Below are 16,427 nucleotides of genomic sequence, written 5' to 3'. Positions count from 1 at the left end.
ACCATGAGCATCCTCAATGGACCACGACTGAATTTCTGGGGCGGCATCCGCACCGACGTGAGCTTGCCGAACAACTCGCCGACCATCCCGTTCAATGGCAACCCGAACTGGCCGCTGTTTGACCTGACCACCTCGACCCTGGCGCCGGGTGCGCAGTCTTATACCGATGACCAACTGAACAACATGATCAACGCGCCGGCCGGCAACTACTACACCGCCGGCGGCTGGAACCACTATGGCCAGCATGTGGTGGACATGCAGAACGCCCTGATCAGTTCCCAAGGTGTGCCGGGCAACATCAGCACCACCGGCGACCTGATTGGCCAGCCGGTGTACCTGCTCGGCTCGGTGGACCCGGTGACCGGCCAGGGCCCGGTCTCCGGCCCGATGATGGTGGACCTGGACCCCAGCGCCTCGACCACCACGCAGATTTTTGTGGGTGGCCTGCAAATAGGTGGCAACGACAATATCCAGTTGCTGATCCGCAACAATGCGGTGTGCAGCAGTTACGACGTGACCGGCCGCGTGCTCGACCCGGCAAAAATGGACGCACCGGGCTCGTTCCATGCCAGTGGCACGTTCCAGTTGACCTTCCCGCTGAGCAGTATCGTCAGCTGGAACCAGAACAGCGCCGGCCTCAAGGCGATTATCCAGGCGCCGGGGGCGACGGGCATTGTCTTGCGGTTTGTGATGTTTGAGATGTGCCCGCAGATGACCACGGCGCAGTTGGACGCCGATTACGCCGCCGGTAAATATACGCCTAACCCGAGCATCGGCCGGGTGATCGGCACCCTGGCCCCGGCGTTTGCCGGCGAACTGCCGGGCTGCCAGCCGGGCCGCCAGATAGTCAACCAGGCCACGGGCAACGCCGCCTATGCAGCGCTGGGCAACAACGGTTTGCTGAGCCTCGATATGGTCAACGTCATCCCCAAGCAAACCTTCCGCGCCGTGCGCGATGACATCACCAGCCCCATCGGGCCGAATGCCAATTACGGGCCGGTGACCATTGCCGCCGGTGCCGCGCCGCTGACGACACTCAATCCCACCGCCAGCCCGCTGGTCAATTACTACGTGTATGGCGGTATCGTTGACCTGCCCCTGAATACCAGCCAACAGCAAGCCGTGAGTACCACGGCGCTGAACATCACCGCCCCCAATGCAGTGAACGGTAAAAAACTCAACGCCACCGAAGCGACGTACCGGGTGTATGCCGACCAGCGCAATGTGTACCTGGAGGACTACCCCACTGGTTTGACCATCACCTTGCGCGTCAGCTACCTGGGCGGACCGGTGCCCAACGCCACCAAGGTGAGCCTCGCAGCCAGCGCGCCGGGGGCTTACGATCAAAAGCAGTATTTTGACTTCCTTAACTTCCCCACGTCTCTGACCGTGAATGCCGGGCAACAGACGGTGAGCTTCCCGGTCACGCTCAAAAGCGGCAGTGCCGGCCAGGCCGGTTTTGTCGCGCTGACCTGCACGGCCAACGGCGTGGACGATGGCGCCTTCTTCACCAACTTGCGCAAATACGCCCAGACTGATTTCGGCATCGCCAAGGGCAGCACCATCACCTGGGCACAGGTTTACCCGAACGTGTTGCGCTTTCACTACCTGGCCTTCCCCGCCATGTCGCGCTACGTACCGCTCAACCAGCCCGACGCGATCATGGGCGCCAAAAACGCGATTTTGGCGCGCACCTCGGACGCCTACAAAGGCACCACGCTGTTCATGCCGGTCGTGCGCTCGATGTCGCCGGCCCAGCGTGCGTTGCTGCGCGCCTACCTCACCGGCAGCCCATGGCAGCCGCCGCAATAGGAGCACACCCCATGACCTTGCATATTCCGGCGCAGCCCATTGAGGCACTGCACCCCATTACACTGATCGCCGACGGCCTGCTCAACCCACGCGGCCTGTGCCTGCAAGACGATGGCAGCCTGCTGTTGGCCGAAGCCGGTTCCGGCCTGGCGGACCAGCCCTTCAGCGGCCGCATCAGCCAACTTCAACCCGACCCTGCGCGGCCTGGTGAATACTTGCCCGGCAAAGTCATCGCCCAAGGCTTTCGCAGCATGAACATGCAGGCGCGCATGCTGCGCGATGAAATCATGGGCGTGTCGGACATCGCCTGTGTTGATGGGCGTTGCCTGGCCAGCCTGACCGATTACGTCGGCGGCTCGCAACTGCTCGACCTGCAATACAACCCGCCTGAGCCGGTGTTCCACAGCCGGGGCAATTTGAATGCGCTGTGCTACCACCCCACGCGCCGCAGCTGGCTGGCGGTAAAACCTGATACCAATCAACTGGTGGAGTTCACACAAGGCAGGGACGAACGGGTGCTGGCGCAACTGCCGGCACTCGATCAGGGCCAGGAAGCCGTGCCCGTGACCCTGGTGTACGAACCGCAGACGGATGCAGTGTTGATCAGCCTGTTCTCTGGCGAGCTGCACGGCGACCCGGCGCGCAAGGGCATCGACTTTGCCGACTTTGCCGGCCAAGTGATCCGCGTGCACCCGGCCACCGGGCAGATGGAAGTGGTGATACGCGGCCTGCAATTGCCCACGGGCCTGGCGTTGTGCTCGCGCGGCAGGCTGCTGGTGCTGGAACTGTGCAGCCACCTGCAACAACCGCTGCTGCCGGACTGGAGCGGCGAGCCGCTGCACGGCGGTTTTACCCGATTCAGTGGGCGTTTGCTGCGTTGCAACCTGCACACCCGGGAAGTCGAAGTGCTGGTGCGCGGCCTGGATACGCCGTCCAACTTATGTGTGGTACAGGACGCCGTGCTGATCAGCGAAGGCATGGGCCTGGCCGGGCGGCCAATCCCCACGCCCTACAACACAGTGGTGCCATTGAGCGGCAAGATAAGGCGGGTGCCGCTTTGAAACCATGCCCTACGCAGTCAAGCAAGTCGAATCAGAAATCGAGCTGAAGAAAAGCAACCCGTGGCGAGCAGGCTTGCCCTGCGATGGGCTGCGCAGCAGCCCCAGCCCGCTGTAACTGGCTCACCGAGTCGCCTGATTTGGGGCGGCTTCGCCACCCAACGCAGGGCAAGCCTGCTCGCCACAGTGACAGTGTTCGTCCTTGATTAAAGGGTATCGCGGGTTATTCAAAGACCTTGAAAGCGCTGGCTCTGAAAACGGCCTTATACCGCGTCCTCCAGCAGCAAGACGGTCGCAGGCCCCGCACGAAACGACGGATTGTGTTGGGCCGCTTCCACCATATGAGGGGCGACATGGTGGGCGTCCAATGCAGCCTTTGAAGCCCATTTTTCGATGAGGACAAAGCTGTCGGGGTTGCCCACCACGGGATGCAAATCATAGTTCAGGCACCCGTGCTCGGCCCGCACCTTAGGTGCCAGCGCCTGAAACGCTGCCAACTGCTGCAAGCCCTTGCCGGGCTGGGTATTGATCATCACGACAAGCCGCACTTCATTTGGCATGAACACACCGTCACTTAGGCTGGATAAGGAAGCAGCACAGTACTTGAGCGTGATGCCTGGGTGCAAAAAACATAATTCACATGCGGATTTCACGCGGTTTTCACAGTGGCGCGCCTAGCCTGAACTCAGCTCCTAAGTGAACACCTTTTAAGCCCGCGCCCCCATCGTGGGCTTTTCTTTGTCTGGTTTTACCTGCGTGCCGAGCGGTTAGAGGTGTAGACAGCCCAGGCCATGCCCCGCCAACAACGTGAAGGCATTCACACTTCCGCAACGCCAGTGTTGAAGCACAAAAATTGCCCCAATAGTATTTCCCTCCACCCGAGCGCCCAACTTTATACGGATATTGCTCTGCGCCAGCTCGGGCGCTGACACGTGTGCAGGCAATCAAACATTGAGGTTTACCATGCGTCTTACCCAACTCGCACCCGCCGCCGCCCTGTTCAGCCTGTTTACCCTGCCCGCCCACGCCGCCGACCTGACAGCCCTGACGGGCGCGCTGTCCTCCGCCCTGGGTGGCAGCAGCAACAACACCGTCAACACTAATACCAACAACGCCTCCTGCCAGCAGCAGATCCGCGATCTGCAGGCCAACATCAATGCAGCCAACGCCAAAGGCGACACCTTGCGCGCGACAGCCTTTCAGGCGGCCCTGACGCAAACCAACAAAAGCTGCAGTAACGCGCGTTACAACACCCAGGCGCAGGTGGATACCAACCCACAACACCAGCAAAACGTGAACAAGGCTGCGGATGCGATTAATGCCATTGGTGGTTTGTTCAAGTAAGTCGAAATTTGATGTGAGAAGAGCCCGCGGTTGCGGGCTTTTTTACGACCGGTACTTGGCTATCTGCCGTGTGCAGCCCGAGGAGGTAGACATGCTTTAATGCACGCCTATCACCCTGCAAAGGGAATTGCCCGATGAGAAAATACCTCCAGTGCTCGGAGTGTTAAGGATATTTCAAATGAACGGACGCACCTTGCTGGTCGTTATGTTGCTTGCCCACCCCACGCTATCCGTTGCAGCCACCCAACCTGCCGACGGGAAGGTACTCGGGGCAAGCGATGGCCTGATGTACTCCCGGGCGCAATTCACCTGCGGGGCGCTGCCCGCCGATCTTGTTGCCGATTACGTAAAGGCATCCAAGCTGATTGCAGGGCCAAGCGCGGAATACGATGAAGGCTATGAACAAGTCGTCTCCCGAGGGGAGCGCAATTGGCCGGCCATCCCGAGCGCTGAGCAGCGAGCACTCGAATGCCAGAAGTCGAAAGAGGACCTGGCGATCAAGGTGAAGTTGGCACAACGCTGGTTTCCTGAGGCTTACAAGTAAGCGCTGGAAGTTATTGCCACCCGCTCATATTTATCTAACGGAGCGCCCACTCCATGGTCAGCGACCTCTCACAAAACTGAGGCTCTCAAAATATTTAAGGATATTTCAATACGTTATATACTATATTTAATTTTCAAATAACACTAAACGCATAACTCCTTTATAAAGATCAACACAACAAGAAAACAGCGAACACGTGATAAGCCTATAGCACTCCACGCTCAATGGACACGAAGGAATGTAAACTTATGACTGTCTCAACGAAAAATCTTGTTAATCCAACTGCCTCTTCGGCAGGAATCCAGACGAGTGAAGATTACCAAAGCCTCCTGAATTTTTCACACGCTTATGATCGAGGAGGATTTAATTTAAATGGAAAGCCGTCTTACACCATTACGCAGGCAACGGATGAAATAACCCGAGGCGGTTACTATTGGGGCGACAATGACCATAACGGCAAATACAATTTCACCTACAGCTTTCTGACCTCAGAAAGTAAATCTTACGCCGCCGAGAAAGTTTCCGGCTTCACCGCTTTCTACGCACAACAAAAGTCCCAGGCAGCCCTTTCGTTCCAATCCTGGTCGGACGTCGCTAATATCTCATTCCGTGAATCTAAAAGCGGAGGCGACGGACATATATCCTTGGGTAACTATAGCAATGATCTGCAGCATGGCGGTGCCCGGTCGGCTTTCGCGTTCTACCCAAACAACAGCGAAAACAGTGACGCCCTGTTTTATACCAATAAAAGCTACCAGGAAAATTTAACGCCAGCGAACGGCAATTACGGCCGTCAAACGCTAACCCATGAAATTGGTCACACGCTTGGCCTGCAACACCCAGGCGCCTACGATGCCAGTGTGGGTCAGCCGTCCTATTCGGATGCGAAATATGCCGAAGATACACACGGCTACTCCGTGATGAGTTACTGGAACGAGAACAACACCCATCAAAACTTCAGTAAAGGCGGGGGCGAAGCCTATGCAGCCGGCCCGCTGATCGACGACATTGCTGCGATCCAGAAGCTCTACGGCGCCAACTACGCCACCCGCGCCGGCGACACCACTTACGGGTTCAACTCCAATACCGGACGGGACTTCTACAGTGCCGCCTCCAATACCGACAAGCTGGTGTTCTCGGTATGGGACGGTGGCGGCAACGACACCCTGGACTTCTCCGGCTTCACCCAGAACCAGAAGATCAACCTCACTGAAGGCGCGTTCTCCGACGTCGGCGGCCTGGTGGGTAACGTGTCCATCGCCAAGGGCGTTACCCTCGAGAACGCTTTTGGTGGCGCGGGCAACGACCTGATCATTGGCAACAACGCTGCCAACATCATTAAAAGCGGTGCCGGCAACGACATCATCTACGGCGGTGGCGGTGCGGACCAGCTGTGGGGCGGCGCCGGTAACGACACCTTCGTGTATGGTGCCAGTTCCGACTCCAGGCCAGGGGCTGCAGACACGATCTTCGACTTCACCTCGGGCTCCGACAAGATCGACCTGTCGGGCATTACCAAAGGTGCAGGCTTGAGCTTCGTCAATGCATTCACCGGGCATGCCGGCGATGCTGTGCTGAGCTATGCCTCGGGTACCAACCTGGGCACCTTGGCGGTGGACTTCTCCGGGCACGGCGTGGCCGATTTCCTCGTCACCACCGTGGGCCAGGCGGCCATCAGCGACATCGTGGCGTGATGTAAAGCGCGGCGCTCCGGCGCTGCGTTCTGAGGAGCCAGAAGTGGATACTGGCCTTTAGACTAATTGTCGTAGAAGTACCACATTACAGCTATCACGGTGGCAACCCATCCTAGGGTAAGCAAAAATGATAGACCTGCGAGCCGCTTATCCATTGTGCCCTATCAAAAACCGGATGACGGCAATACGAACGCATCCAATCAGAGTAGTTGAGTGTTCTCAGTGTGCAATATCACGTGCCTGATGATCAGTCCTTGGTCGCCAGCGTCAGTGATTACCATAGCTCAATGAGGGCTACCATCAGGAACCTTTTGCATAATCTGGAATCAGTGCTGCTTGCTTTTACATCAATCAATTAGCGAGCGCCCAGCATGATTTTGAGAAACACCTTACTGTACATTGCGCTTGTCGCCGCTGGCTTCCTTGCCGGGTATGCAGCGAAACCCACCCGCGAACTTCAAGTAACAGCCGGCCAACTCATAGAGTGCGGCCGGGTAATCATGCCTACTCTTGGTATGTAAGTGTGATCTCTGTGTCAGAAAACTTGTCATTGGCTTGTGGGCCCATCCAGCATGGATGGAGTTCCAGTAACGCCGACATCCATTCGGCAGTCGAGAGTCTTAAATCTGCATTGCAAGGAGCGCGATATGCCAGTGGTAGCTGTGCTGAATGATGAGTCAGACCAAGGTGAGATTTTAGGCGCGCTGAAGGCCTATGGTCTGGTGCTGGCTAACTACTACACCCGCCCCGGCGCATCGGATCTGACTAAGGAATTAAGAGCCGCGCTGGGCAATAGATCTGCTGAGCATCAGCTGATTTGCCATAATCTACCGCTGGCTATAGAAGGCGACCCCTCGTGGACAAGCGTGCTTGTACTGCCGCCCCGGCATCACTTTCAATACCGTGAAACGATGGCCTTGGCGGCTCGAGCGCTCAGCGCTGCCGATGAAAGTAACGAGAAGGGAATGTTCTTGTATCACGAGCCGTAGACGCCAAAAGTGGACTGGCGATGACATTCATGGATAACAGATAACGCATGACAGTATGGCGAAATCAGAGCTTCTGGAGCAAGGTCGGGGTCATTGCCTGGCTGACGTTCCTCATGGTCATTCCTGGCGCTTGCGACGCAGGCTGGATGGGCGCAGGCTCGTCCAATCGCAAGCGAGTCTTCAGCCCTGGCTTCGTTGCGCTGTGCGTTTTCGTGGCTGTGGTTGAGCTGATAGCGCTGAACCACTTCTATGGTGTGCGAGGATGAGGTGAAGGCGGTACGCTTATATCTTGTTACAACCATTTGCCCGCAGGCACCACCCGCAAAGAACTTCAAACTTTTGTCCTAGTCCCAATGACAGGCGTGCTTTAAACCGTGAGCGCCTGCTGACAACCCATAGAGGTTCACAAAATGAAAATGACACTGCCCGCCCTATTTCTGGGCGTCCTCATTTCGCAAGGAGCAATGGCTGCCGGAGATGGCACAGCCGCCCTTGGAGGCGGCGTTGGTGGTGCACTTGGCAACATCGTAGGTCAACAGCTCGGCGGCTCAACGGGCGCGGCGGTAGGCGCAGGCGTAGGTGGTGCTGCCGGCAGTGCTGTCGGTGCTCAAAAAGGCAATAGAGCGGAAGCTGCATTAGGTGGAGGAATTGGCGGCGCGGGTGGCTCATTGATTGGTAATCGCCTCGGCGGTACAACCGGCTCGACTATCGGTGCAGGTCTCGGCGGCGCGGCGGGTGGCGCGCTGGGAAACAACCTGGCGGACGATGAGAGCAATCATCGATCCGATGGCAGAAAGCACAAAGGCAACAACAAGCATAAACACAAGAACAAGCATCGTTAGGTTCTGACGCTGTTAGATCGAAGCCCGGCCCAGCGCCGGGCTTCTTGTTTCTGGCAGGCGCCCCGCTCTGCTATCGTGGCCCGCTCTGATCGCAGTGGAAGCATCGAAGCATGAATTCATGGAAGACTCTGGCAATCGCCTTACTGGCATCGGCCAGCACACAGGCCGTATCAGGTGACAACGTCAACCCTGTCGCTGCAGGAATATTTATCACCATTTCCTTGCCAACCATTTTAATTGGGGCAACCACATCCCTCACCACCGAGCCGCCAAAGATATTCAAGTCAGCCAAGACTGACGCACTGGCGTTCATAGGTTCGGACGGCGAGATTCGCGGAGCACAGTTTGAGCAAGCCTGCCGACACTATCGATTGAGTTACAGATCACCGCTCATGTCCGATATGCAACTGGCCAAGGCGATCGCGGCGTCCTACTGAGCGCATCCTTTCACATCCCTTTCACACTCGGGCGCTTAGGGTTACCCCAGCTCCTAGAGAACATCCCTTTAAGCCCGCTAATCCCCATCGCGGGCTTTTCTTTGTCTGCGATTTGGAGAGCCGAGACGTGCCCTCGACGTCTTACCCGACGACCGCTATACACGCCCACCTTCAAAATGACACGATAACGCCTTGCCTTCGTAAGCAGGAATACAGGATGTTCAGTCACGTAACCGTTGGGACAAACGATCTTGATAAGGCGTCTAGCTTCTATGACGCGGTGCTGATCCCTTTGGGGCTCTGTCGTCGGCCTGTAACCCCTGATGGCGGGCCACCTTCGGCATGCTGGATCAAGCCAGATAACGCTCTCCCTCGCTTCTATGTGTACAGCCCTTATGACCGCAATGAGGCCGAAGCAGGGAATGGCAGCATGGTGGCTTTCACTGCACCCTCTCCAAATGCGGTAGATAGCGCCTATGCAGCCGGGCTTCTTGCAGGTGGATCTGATGAGGGTGAACCTGGCCAACGCCCTCACTATGGTGACGGTTACTACGGTGCGTACCTGCGTGATCCAGATGGCAACAAGGTGCACATCGCTCATCGTGGCGATTTGCATGTGGCGGGATAGGCGCCGCTCACGGCATTGGCTTGAAGCCCGCCATTGCGCGGGCTGAATGTGCTGAATTGACTGTGTGACCAGGTGCTATCTACCGACTTTCCGAGCGCTAATCAGCAACTGGCATCTACCCGCCATCTGCGGGAGGGATACAGCCACATCAGACAACACGCGGTACATCTCATGCTCGTCCGCAAACGGGTAAACCTCGAGGTTGAGAGCGATCTGAATCTTGCGCAGATCTGTGCCTTCGACGAGCCAGCACTCAGCGGTGCGAGTCATCGCTGATCCGTTGTCATCCATCTGCCAGGCAAGAAAGTCGAATAGCCTGGCGACCTGCCGAAAGGATATCGAGTCAGGGATATCGGCAAATGGCCGACCACCAGGAGTGCCTACGAAATTCGGGGCGATTCAGCTACTGCTGTATATCACTGATCACAATCTGCGAGCTCCCCTCGATCCTTTTGACTTCTACAGTCATGCTCCCATGCTCGCCTTTGACCAAGTAAAGGTAAAGATGAAAACCTGGCCCAGTGTCACTTTCATCGTATACAAACCGTTTCAACAAGGTTAAGGAAGCAACATTACCTATCTGAGTAGTCACCTGTTGGTTTGAACGTAAATACTCCTGAAACGCAATATTCGCCTCATCCTTTGCCTCGTAGTATCTCAGCACAAACCCTGCTATCACGACGACCAACACTGTCGCAATTACAGACCTGATTTTTTTGAATCTCGGGCTTTTTAAACTACTCATACTGAATCGTCGCTGATTTGGCAGGCAGGTGGAATGACCATTTTTGACCAAGAACGGACAAATCACAATTGCGCCCCTGCCCAGGCATTCAGTGTGGATGGAATGTCAGGAACAGCGACCGACAGGTTTGAACCGGCAGGCGTTGCGCTTAAAAAGTTATTTTCTGAAAAGGTGCATCCACTTTGATCGTTGGCTCGTAGATTCAATACCCTCACTCGGAGGGCACAAGAGCCAAGGAGATTCATCATGCACGCCTTTTACAAAAAAATTGCTGCTGCAGCCTGCTTCGCGTTTCTCTCCGTTACTGCAACACTCAGCTTTGCTGCCGACACTGTGATGGTCGGAGGCGCAGCGATGTACCCAAGCAAAACCATCGTGGAGAACGCAGTCAATTCAAAGGACCACACCACACTGGTAGCGGCAGTCAAAGCTGCCGGCCTGGTTGATACACTCAACAGCAAAGGTCCTTTTACCGTATTCGCTCCGACAAACGAAGCCTTTGCCAAGCTGCCAGCAGGCACCGTCGAAACTCTGGTCAAGCCTGAGCACAAAGCCGACCTGACTAAAATTCTGACCTACCATGTAGTTGCTGGCACACATACATCAGCACAGCTGATGGCCGACGCCAAGAAGAATGGCGGCACCGTTGTGTTGAAAACAGTTCAGGGGGAGTCGCTGAATATTAAGCTGCACGACGGCAAGCTTTGGGTTGTCGATGCCAAAGGCGGTAAGGCGAGTATCAGCATCGCAGACGTTATGCAGTCCAACGGCGTAATCCACGTTATCGACTCGGTCTTGATGCCTTAAACGCTCTTGAACCCGGCAGGCGTGCAGTTTGCCGGGTGTTGAGGCGCGCATATAGGCAGTTACTGTCAATTCAAGGAAGAGCTATGTCATCGCTACTGTTTTACACAGATGCTAACGAGGCGATCGTAGTGACTGAATTGGGCAGGGAGATCCGGCGCTTGCCGCAAAGATCGGCGGGTATCAGTTCAGGAATATTCGACCCAAAGCGGGGTCAGAAATCGTGGATATTGGCGATGCAAGCCTGTTGCTGGGGCATAGCAATCAGGAAATCGCAAAGCGCGTTTACAGAAGGCTTGGCGCCACTGCGAAGCCGTCAAAATAGAAAAGTTCTGGAACACTTCCATAATAGCTATGGAACGCGGAACAAATACAAACCCGCCACGACCAACCCCCAGAAACGCAAAAGCCCCGCTTTCGCGGGGCTTTCGTGTAAATCTTGGCGGGAAACCAGGGATTCGAACCCTGGAGACGCTATTAACGTCCGCCGGTTTTCAAGACCGCTATGCAAACTCCAGCGGGCCGGGGCGTTGAAGGCCTGCGGAGTTCCATTACTCAGGGAAAGTGACCGGGCTACAGGCCGCATTCTACAAGGGGTGCGGTTTTAGTTTTGGAACTGTTTTTGCCCCTCCCCGGCGTCCTGCCGACCGAACACAAACTACCAAACAGCCAATGCCTCATGATGCATATCGTAAGGCGGCGTTCGGCCAAAAAACGGACGTTCGACTACGTTCGCTTGCGACCCTGAGCTGACCGTGATGCTCAGGGTCGCATCTTCCAAGCTGATTCATACCAAATCTTTTGCTTGGCTTAAAGACGTGCGTCGGTTAATACTCTACATATTTATCATTTCAGGTAGTTCGGGGAGTCGAGGCTGTGCTGAGTGATTATTGAGCGACTGGTAGTTTCTTTTATAACCACTTTTTTGAGCAGAAGATAAATTTCTGCACCCACTTGCAGGATGTTTACGAGCAGGTAAAATCGAGATAACTATAACTGCAGATGCAGACCGCCACTTCGATCCGGTTTGGAGATTAAATGAAAATTGATTTTCCTATCCAGTTAGACAAAGACTCTTTAGATCCTTTTTTTGAACGGCTGCGCGCGGTCGAAACACATCCTGACAAGGTGACAATAAACTTCAGTACATTAGGATTTTCTACGCCAACGTCCATGCTGGCTTTAGGAGTGGTATTACGCAATTGGGTTAGTCATCGTAAGTCTCTAGGGTTAGAAACTTGGCGATCTGGATTGAGCGACACCAATCAGGCTCACTCATACCTGATGCATTTAGGTTTTTTTGATTTTATTAATATTCAAGCGGGGAAGTTGGTCGGCGAAGCAACGGGGTCGCAAACATATCTGCCTATAACCGTCATAGAGAAACCACAGGATGCCGCCAAATCCGGCGACCTCGAAGCTTGGTATGAGAGCATAATTCAGATTTCACGTAGTCTTGCCGGAGTTTTAGCCGGATCCCATGACGACAGTAAGGATCTGAGGATTTATTCTTATTCAATTAGAGAAATAATCAGGAACGTTTTTGAACACTCTGGTGCAAGCCGGTGCTTCATATGCGGTCAGCGATGGGGAAATGGCGCTGCTGAGTTTGCAGTCGTTGATGAAGGGGTGGGCGTATGTACTACATTACGGACGGCATACGATCTAAAAAACGACGAGGAAGCTCTGATTACGGCCATTAATCCGGGTGTTAGTCGCACCGCTGGACTGACGAAAGAAGAAAATATCTATGACAACTCTGGCTTTGGGCTTTACGTATTAAGTCAGTTAGGAAGCAACTTTGGATGGTTCATGTTGGGCAGTGGGCAGGCCAAGGTTATTGGGGCGGAACGAAAGATTACTGCGTCGGCGTCCTCTTTTGAGGGAACCTACGTAGGCGTTCGTCTAAACAAAACACCGTCTGATGTCCATGGTCTGCTGGATGACATCATCAGCGCCGGTGAAGCAGAAGCGAAGCTCTCGGGAAACGAAAGAAAAGCATCTGCTCTATCTAAGTCAGGATGAATCTGGCGGTTAGTTTCTCATAAGTATGTCCGGGATTTTGCTGGGCGTTGCAGTAGCGCAATTCTAACTATGGAAACTCTGGATAATATCGAGAGCAATTAAGGATGCGAATACGCAAATACGCAAATACGCAAATACGACAGTTTTAGTGCAACGACCTGACACAGACAGCTTTCAATCTAAAGTTCCAGTTTTATATTTTAAAGCCGATGTTTAATGCTTCTGATTCATGATGCTAGGCAAAGAGTCAACTCGGAGAATCAGCGACATGGGATCGAAATCACATACGTTATTTCATTTCACGGATAGTATTGAAACCCTAGTCAAAATTCTTCGCACAGGATTTTGGCCTCGTTATTGTTCAGAAGACTTCAGGTGGTATAACGAACAGTTAGGTTATGTTGCCTATCCTTTAGTTAGTTTTTGCGATATACCATTAACAAGAATAAAAGATCATGTGGGCTTTTACGGTGGGTTCGGCTTCGGAATGTCTAGAGACTGGGCCATCCGGGCGCGCTTGAACCCTGTGATCTATTTGTCTGAAAATAGCGCACTTAGATACAGCATATTGAATTTAGCTCAGCCTGAATGCTACGTGCATCCAGCGCAGGTGCCAAAATTCATTGATCATTTATTCGAGTTGTTAGCTCTCATAAAGCCTTTAAATGGTAAAGTGATGCGCTCTGGAGGGGGGGAGGCAGATAAGGATTTCTATTTGGAAAATGAATGGCGATTTACGCCAACTCTTGCTCAAGGTCGAAAATGCATACCCATTCAAAAGTTTGAATCAGAACAGGATGCTTATAATAAACATACATTTGATAATTATCTTCTGCGCTTTGATATTAAAGACATAAATTACGTGATAGTGCAAAAAGATGCGGATAGAATAGTGCTCTTTAATATATTGAATCAAATGGAGGTTGATGGAGAATATAATGGCGCTCAGCTTCAGAATTTGAGATCTAGTGTTATTTCTTTAGAGCAAATTGAAAAAGACTTTTAGAGTTGATGCTGAGTGTGTGAAAGATCCGAGTAGCTTTACAGACATAAGGAGCGTCTTTTCTGTCCGAAAGCAGCTCCTCCCGAACGGCAGCTATGGGTCGAGAGCGGACACTCATAACTTTGGTGCAGGCGACCAAACGTCTGCTCCTACACTGTTCACTCCACTAGAGGAACACCAATGCCGAACTCAGACCTACTCCCTTCACTGCTCTCCAAACTTTACGAAAACCAGTTGGCCCTTGAAGCTTCCATCGTGGAAATTGCAAACTGGGTAGAGCAGCGCGGCTCTGCCGACGTGGCTGAGAATGTGCGCGGCGCCTTGCACACCATCGATGAGAACGAAGAGTTCATCAAGCTCACGCTGGCGGTACTAATGGCACCCGAGTAATCACTACTTGCAGGCCACTGACCAGAGTTGGTCCAGTTTGGTGGTGTAGCTCTGGCTCATCATCTCCCGGCGCATCCCCCAGTCGGGGTTCGTCGGCACACTGGCCGACCGTAGCGTTCCCCTTCCCCACCGGTCATTGATCTGGTCCAGCACCGTCATGACTCTTGTTGCCTCTGCTGGCTGCGATATAGCGAACAAATCGTCGGTGTACTCGCCTGGCTGACAAAGGTTTAGCAGCATTACTTCGGCCTTGCTGTAGTTGAAGCCAGGCCGAAAAATGCGGTCGAGCGCATCGACGGCAGCCTTCGTCAGCAATCTCACGTCGTCTGTTGGATAGGGCATATCCACCACCACGCCATTGGCATACTTCGCTTCCTCCGGGTTGAACATCCCGGTGCGGATGCAGACTCGGACTTTTTTGCATAGCGAGTGCTGAGCTCGAAGCTTTTCCGAGGCTCTCATCATGTAGGTGGCCACCGCCTCTTGGATGGGTGCCAACTCCGTCAGGCGCTTGCCGAACATCCGGCTGCAGCAAATTTCCTGCTTCGGCGGGTCTGGTTCGTCCAGTTCTAGGCACGATGTACCCGCAAGCTCCCGCGCCGTTTTCTCGATAACAACGCTGAACTTCTTGCGGAGCGTCCAGGGATCCGCCTTGGCCAAGTCCATAGCGGACTTGATGCCCAGAGCGTCGAGGTGGAGTTTCATTTTTCGGCCAACGCCCCACACCTCAGAAACGTCGGTGTTGCGAAGTACCCAGTCTCGCTTGACCGGATCAGTGATGTTCACCACGCCGCCGGTCTGCGCTTGAAGGCGCTTCGCGGTGTGATTCGCGAGCTTGGCCAGGGTCTTCGTATTGGCAATGCCGACGCCTACAGGGATTCCCGTGCATCGAAGCACCTTGGCACGGATCTGCCGCCCGAGTGCGTCAAGCCCAACAATGCCTGTGAGGTCGGCAAAGGCTTCGTCGATGCTGTAGATCTCGACGGCGGGCACCATGCTCTCGATCAGCGTCATGACTCGCTCACTCATATCCCCATACAGAGCGTAATTTGAGGAAAACGGGACAATGCCGTGCTGTTTGAGTTTGTGCTTTATCTGGAAATACGGCTCGCCCATCTTGATGAAGGGCTTCGCATCGTAGCTGCGGGCGATCACACAGCCGTCGTTGTTGCTAAGGACTACGATCGGCGTCTTAGCCAGATCGGGCCGGAATACGCGCTCACAGCTGGCGTAAAAGCTGTTGCAATCGATCAGTGCGAAAACTGGCGAGTTAGACATGACTGCGGACTGTGCTTGTGATCACGCCCCAGATCGAAAGCTCGTCGCCCTCCAGAACATAGCGCGCCGGGTACTTAGGGTTTTCGGATAGCAGGATCACTTCCTTGCCGCGCTTGCAGAGGCGCTTACACATGGGGTCGTTGTTCAGCAGCGCTACTACTATATGCCCGTGGGCGGGCTCTATCGAGCGATCTACCACCGCCAGATCACCTTCAAAAATCCCGGCACCCTGCATGCTCTCCCCCGTGATCATCACTAGGTACACGTGAGGGGCTCTAATATTGAGCACTTCATCCAGGGAAATATGCTGCTCAATGTGGTCCGCTGCCGGGGATGGAAAGCCAGCCGGCACGTGGAACGAGCACAGAGGCAGTTTGACGCCCCCGTTAGCGATTGGACCCAAGATGTTGAAGCTCATGGCGATGCCTTATGCAAATACTGTACGAATGTACAGTTAACTTTGCCACCCGCTTGCGGTCAATTTTTCTGTAGGAGATTTCGACAGACGGAGAGGTGCGTATGTGAGGAAAACTTCCACAGCACAGCGGAATCCACAACTTTGTAGCAACGCTGAGCATGCTCAATGCCTTGGCGAACTCCGTCGGTGAATTGCCGCTTGAGCACTACAATGTCGCCCCGACAACCCAAATCGCCCTCCTCTACCTGCAGGGCGATGTTCTGCACGCCGACCTGGTGCGATAGGGCTGGCGGCCGCACTTGGCAGAAGACCGCGCCGCACCGGACAATCTCGCCCGTCGATAACTGGTTTGAGAGGGTGGACGAAGGCGGGCCGAAGCTAGAAACACGCTTTTTCATTTCATTGTAAGATTGAAC

The 16,427-nt window shown here is 54.4% G+C and carries 17 protein-coding genes and 2 pseudogenes; 16 read left to right on the top strand and 3 right to left on the bottom strand.

Annotation, left to right across the window (positions count from 1 at the left end):
- Positions 1–3: 3 nt before the first annotated feature.
- Positions 4–1,812, top strand: a complete 1,809-nt coding sequence (locus AB4P96_RS14370; RefSeq protein WP_169988300.1) for a hypothetical protein — start codon at positions 4–6, stop codon at positions 1,810–1,812.
- Between the two features lie 11 nt (positions 1,813–1,823).
- Positions 1,824–2,873, top strand: coding sequence for a hypothetical protein (locus AB4P96_RS14365; RefSeq protein ID WP_395600925.1), 1,050 nt, complete (start codon positions 1,824–1,826; stop codon positions 2,871–2,873).
- Between the two features lie 260 nt (positions 2,874–3,133).
- Here AB4P96_RS14365 and AB4P96_RS14360 read toward each other — a convergent pair whose 3' ends face one another.
- A complete protein-coding gene (locus AB4P96_RS14360) occupies positions 3,134–3,430 on the bottom strand; it encodes a putative quinol monooxygenase (RefSeq protein ID WP_099547926.1) in 297 nt (98 codons plus the stop codon).
- A gap of 403 nt (positions 3,431–3,833) precedes the next feature.
- Here AB4P96_RS14360 and AB4P96_RS14355 point away from each other — a divergent pair, with 403 nt between their 5' ends.
- From AB4P96_RS14355 to AB4P96_RS14295, 13 genes and pseudogenes are all read left to right on the top strand, one after another.
- A complete protein-coding gene (locus tag AB4P96_RS14355) occupies positions 3,834–4,214 on the top strand; it encodes a DUF1090 family protein (protein ID WP_169988296.1) in 381 nt (126 codons plus the stop codon).
- A gap of 178 nt (positions 4,215–4,392) precedes the next feature.
- Positions 4,393–4,758: a hypothetical protein gene (locus AB4P96_RS14350; protein WP_176992576.1), complete on the top strand. Its 366-nt coding sequence runs from the start codon at positions 4,393–4,395 to the stop codon at positions 4,756–4,758.
- A 248-nt stretch (positions 4,759–5,006) separates the two neighbouring features.
- Positions 5,007–6,452, top strand: a complete 1,446-nt coding sequence (locus AB4P96_RS14345) for a serralysin family metalloprotease (RefSeq protein ID WP_395600924.1) — start codon at positions 5,007–5,009, stop codon at positions 6,450–6,452.
- A 647-nt stretch (positions 6,453–7,099) separates the two neighbouring features.
- Positions 7,100–7,441, top strand: a complete 342-nt coding sequence (locus AB4P96_RS14340) for a hypothetical protein (RefSeq protein WP_099547928.1) — start codon at positions 7,100–7,102, stop codon at positions 7,439–7,441.
- A gap of 47 nt (positions 7,442–7,488) precedes the next feature.
- Positions 7,489–7,707: a hypothetical protein gene (locus tag AB4P96_RS14335; RefSeq protein WP_099547929.1), complete on the top strand. Its 219-nt coding sequence runs from the start codon at positions 7,489–7,491 to the stop codon at positions 7,705–7,707.
- A gap of 144 nt (positions 7,708–7,851) precedes the next feature.
- Complete coding sequence (locus tag AB4P96_RS14330) at positions 7,852–8,283, top strand: hypothetical protein (protein ID WP_099547930.1); 432 nt, start codon at positions 7,852–7,854, stop codon at positions 8,281–8,283.
- 110 nt (positions 8,284–8,393) lie between these two features.
- Entirely contained in the window at positions 8,394–8,720 is a 327-nt protein-coding gene (locus tag AB4P96_RS14325) for a DUF2388 domain-containing protein (RefSeq protein WP_099547931.1), read from the top strand.
- Between the two features lie 217 nt (positions 8,721–8,937).
- Positions 8,938–9,348 carry a VOC family protein gene (locus tag AB4P96_RS14320; protein WP_099547932.1) on the top strand — a complete coding sequence of 137 codons (411 nt, stop codon included), beginning with the start codon at positions 8,938–8,940 and terminating at the stop codon, positions 9,346–9,348.
- A gap of 991 nt (positions 9,349–10,339) precedes the next feature.
- Positions 10,340–10,900: a fasciclin domain-containing protein gene (locus AB4P96_RS14315; RefSeq protein WP_017136558.1), complete on the top strand. Its 561-nt coding sequence runs from the start codon at positions 10,340–10,342 to the stop codon at positions 10,898–10,900.
- Positions 10,901–11,045: 145 nt separating this feature from the next.
- Positions 11,046–11,222: pseudogene (locus AB4P96_RS14310) on the top strand (integrase); the annotation flags it as partial.
- A gap of 713 nt (positions 11,223–11,935) precedes the next feature.
- Positions 11,936–12,922, top strand: coding sequence for a hypothetical protein (locus AB4P96_RS14305; protein WP_395600923.1), 987 nt, complete (start codon positions 11,936–11,938; stop codon positions 12,920–12,922).
- 268 nt (positions 12,923–13,190) lie between these two features.
- On the top strand, positions 13,191–13,928 hold the full coding sequence (locus AB4P96_RS14300) for an abortive infection system antitoxin AbiGi family protein (RefSeq protein WP_395600922.1): 738 nt from the start codon (positions 13,191–13,193) through the stop codon (positions 13,926–13,928).
- Between the two features lie 177 nt (positions 13,929–14,105).
- A complete protein-coding gene (locus tag AB4P96_RS14295) occupies positions 14,106–14,315 on the top strand; it encodes a hypothetical protein (RefSeq protein WP_305453948.1) in 210 nt (69 codons plus the stop codon).
- 3 nt (positions 14,316–14,318) lie between these two features.
- Here AB4P96_RS14295 and umuC read toward each other — a convergent pair whose 3' ends face one another.
- Positions 14,319–15,593: a translesion error-prone DNA polymerase V subunit UmuC gene (gene umuC, locus AB4P96_RS14290; protein ID WP_395600921.1), complete on the bottom strand. Its 1,275-nt coding sequence runs from the start codon at positions 15,591–15,593 to the stop codon at positions 14,319–14,321.
- Positions 15,586–16,011, bottom strand: a complete 426-nt coding sequence (locus tag AB4P96_RS14285) for a LexA family transcriptional regulator (protein WP_177013449.1) — start codon at positions 16,009–16,011, stop codon at positions 15,586–15,588. The genes umuC and AB4P96_RS14285 overlap by 8 nt, the downstream gene beginning before the upstream one ends.
- Positions 16,012–16,169: 158 nt before the next feature.
- Between AB4P96_RS14285 and AB4P96_RS14280 the strand changes: the two are divergent.
- Positions 16,170–16,389, top strand: a pseudogene (locus AB4P96_RS14280) (DUF159 family protein); the annotation flags it as partial.
- Positions 16,390–16,427 lie beyond the last annotated feature (38 nt).

Origin of the sequence: Pseudomonas sp. B19125, from assembly GCF_044218855.1 — a bacterium.
GTDB classification, from domain to species: domain Bacteria; phylum Pseudomonadota; class Gammaproteobacteria; order Pseudomonadales; family Pseudomonadaceae; genus Aquipseudomonas; species Aquipseudomonas edaphica.
The sequence above is the reverse complement of the archived record's forward strand: the minus strand, read 5'-3'. Positions and strand labels throughout refer to the sequence as shown.

Coding starts and splice junctions, on each gene's coding strand:
- AB4P96_RS14300 (WP_395600922.1), top strand. CDS start 13,191: ATGGGATCGAAATCACATACGTTATTTCATTTCACGGATAGTATTGAA.
- AB4P96_RS14295 (WP_305453948.1), top strand. CDS start 14,106: ATGCCGAACTCAGACCTACTCCCTTCACTGCTCTCCAAACTTTACGAA.
- AB4P96_RS14360 (WP_099547926.1), bottom strand. CDS start 3,430: ATGCCAAATGAAGTGCGGCTTGTCGTGATGATCAATACCCAGCCCGGC.
- AB4P96_RS14320 (WP_099547932.1), top strand. CDS start 8,938: ATGTTCAGTCACGTAACCGTTGGGACAAACGATCTTGATAAGGCGTCT.
- AB4P96_RS14325 (WP_099547931.1), top strand. CDS start 8,394: ATGAATTCATGGAAGACTCTGGCAATCGCCTTACTGGCATCGGCCAGC.
- AB4P96_RS14370 (WP_169988300.1), top strand. CDS start 4: ATGAGCATCCTCAATGGACCACGACTGAATTTCTGGGGCGGCATCCGC.
- AB4P96_RS14335 (WP_099547929.1), top strand. CDS start 7,489: ATGACAGTATGGCGAAATCAGAGCTTCTGGAGCAAGGTCGGGGTCATT.
- AB4P96_RS14330 (WP_099547930.1), top strand. CDS start 7,852: ATGAAAATGACACTGCCCGCCCTATTTCTGGGCGTCCTCATTTCGCAA.
- AB4P96_RS14365 (WP_395600925.1), top strand. CDS start 1,824: ATGACCTTGCATATTCCGGCGCAGCCCATTGAGGCACTGCACCCCATT.
- AB4P96_RS14350 (WP_176992576.1), top strand. CDS start 4,393: ATGAACGGACGCACCTTGCTGGTCGTTATGTTGCTTGCCCACCCCACG.
- AB4P96_RS14315 (WP_017136558.1), top strand. CDS start 10,340: ATGCACGCCTTTTACAAAAAAATTGCTGCTGCAGCCTGCTTCGCGTTT.
- AB4P96_RS14285 (WP_177013449.1), bottom strand. CDS start 16,011: ATGAGCTTCAACATCTTGGGTCCAATCGCTAACGGGGGCGTCAAACTG.
- AB4P96_RS14355 (WP_169988296.1), top strand. CDS start 3,834: ATGCGTCTTACCCAACTCGCACCCGCCGCCGCCCTGTTCAGCCTGTTT.
- AB4P96_RS14305 (WP_395600923.1), top strand. CDS start 11,936: ATGAAAATTGATTTTCCTATCCAGTTAGACAAAGACTCTTTAGATCCT.
- AB4P96_RS14345 (WP_395600924.1), top strand. CDS start 5,007: ATGACTGTCTCAACGAAAAATCTTGTTAATCCAACTGCCTCTTCGGCA.
- umuC (WP_395600921.1), bottom strand. CDS start 15,593: ATGTCTAACTCGCCAGTTTTCGCACTGATCGATTGCAACAGCTTTTAC.
- AB4P96_RS14340 (WP_099547928.1), top strand. CDS start 7,100: ATGCCAGTGGTAGCTGTGCTGAATGATGAGTCAGACCAAGGTGAGATT.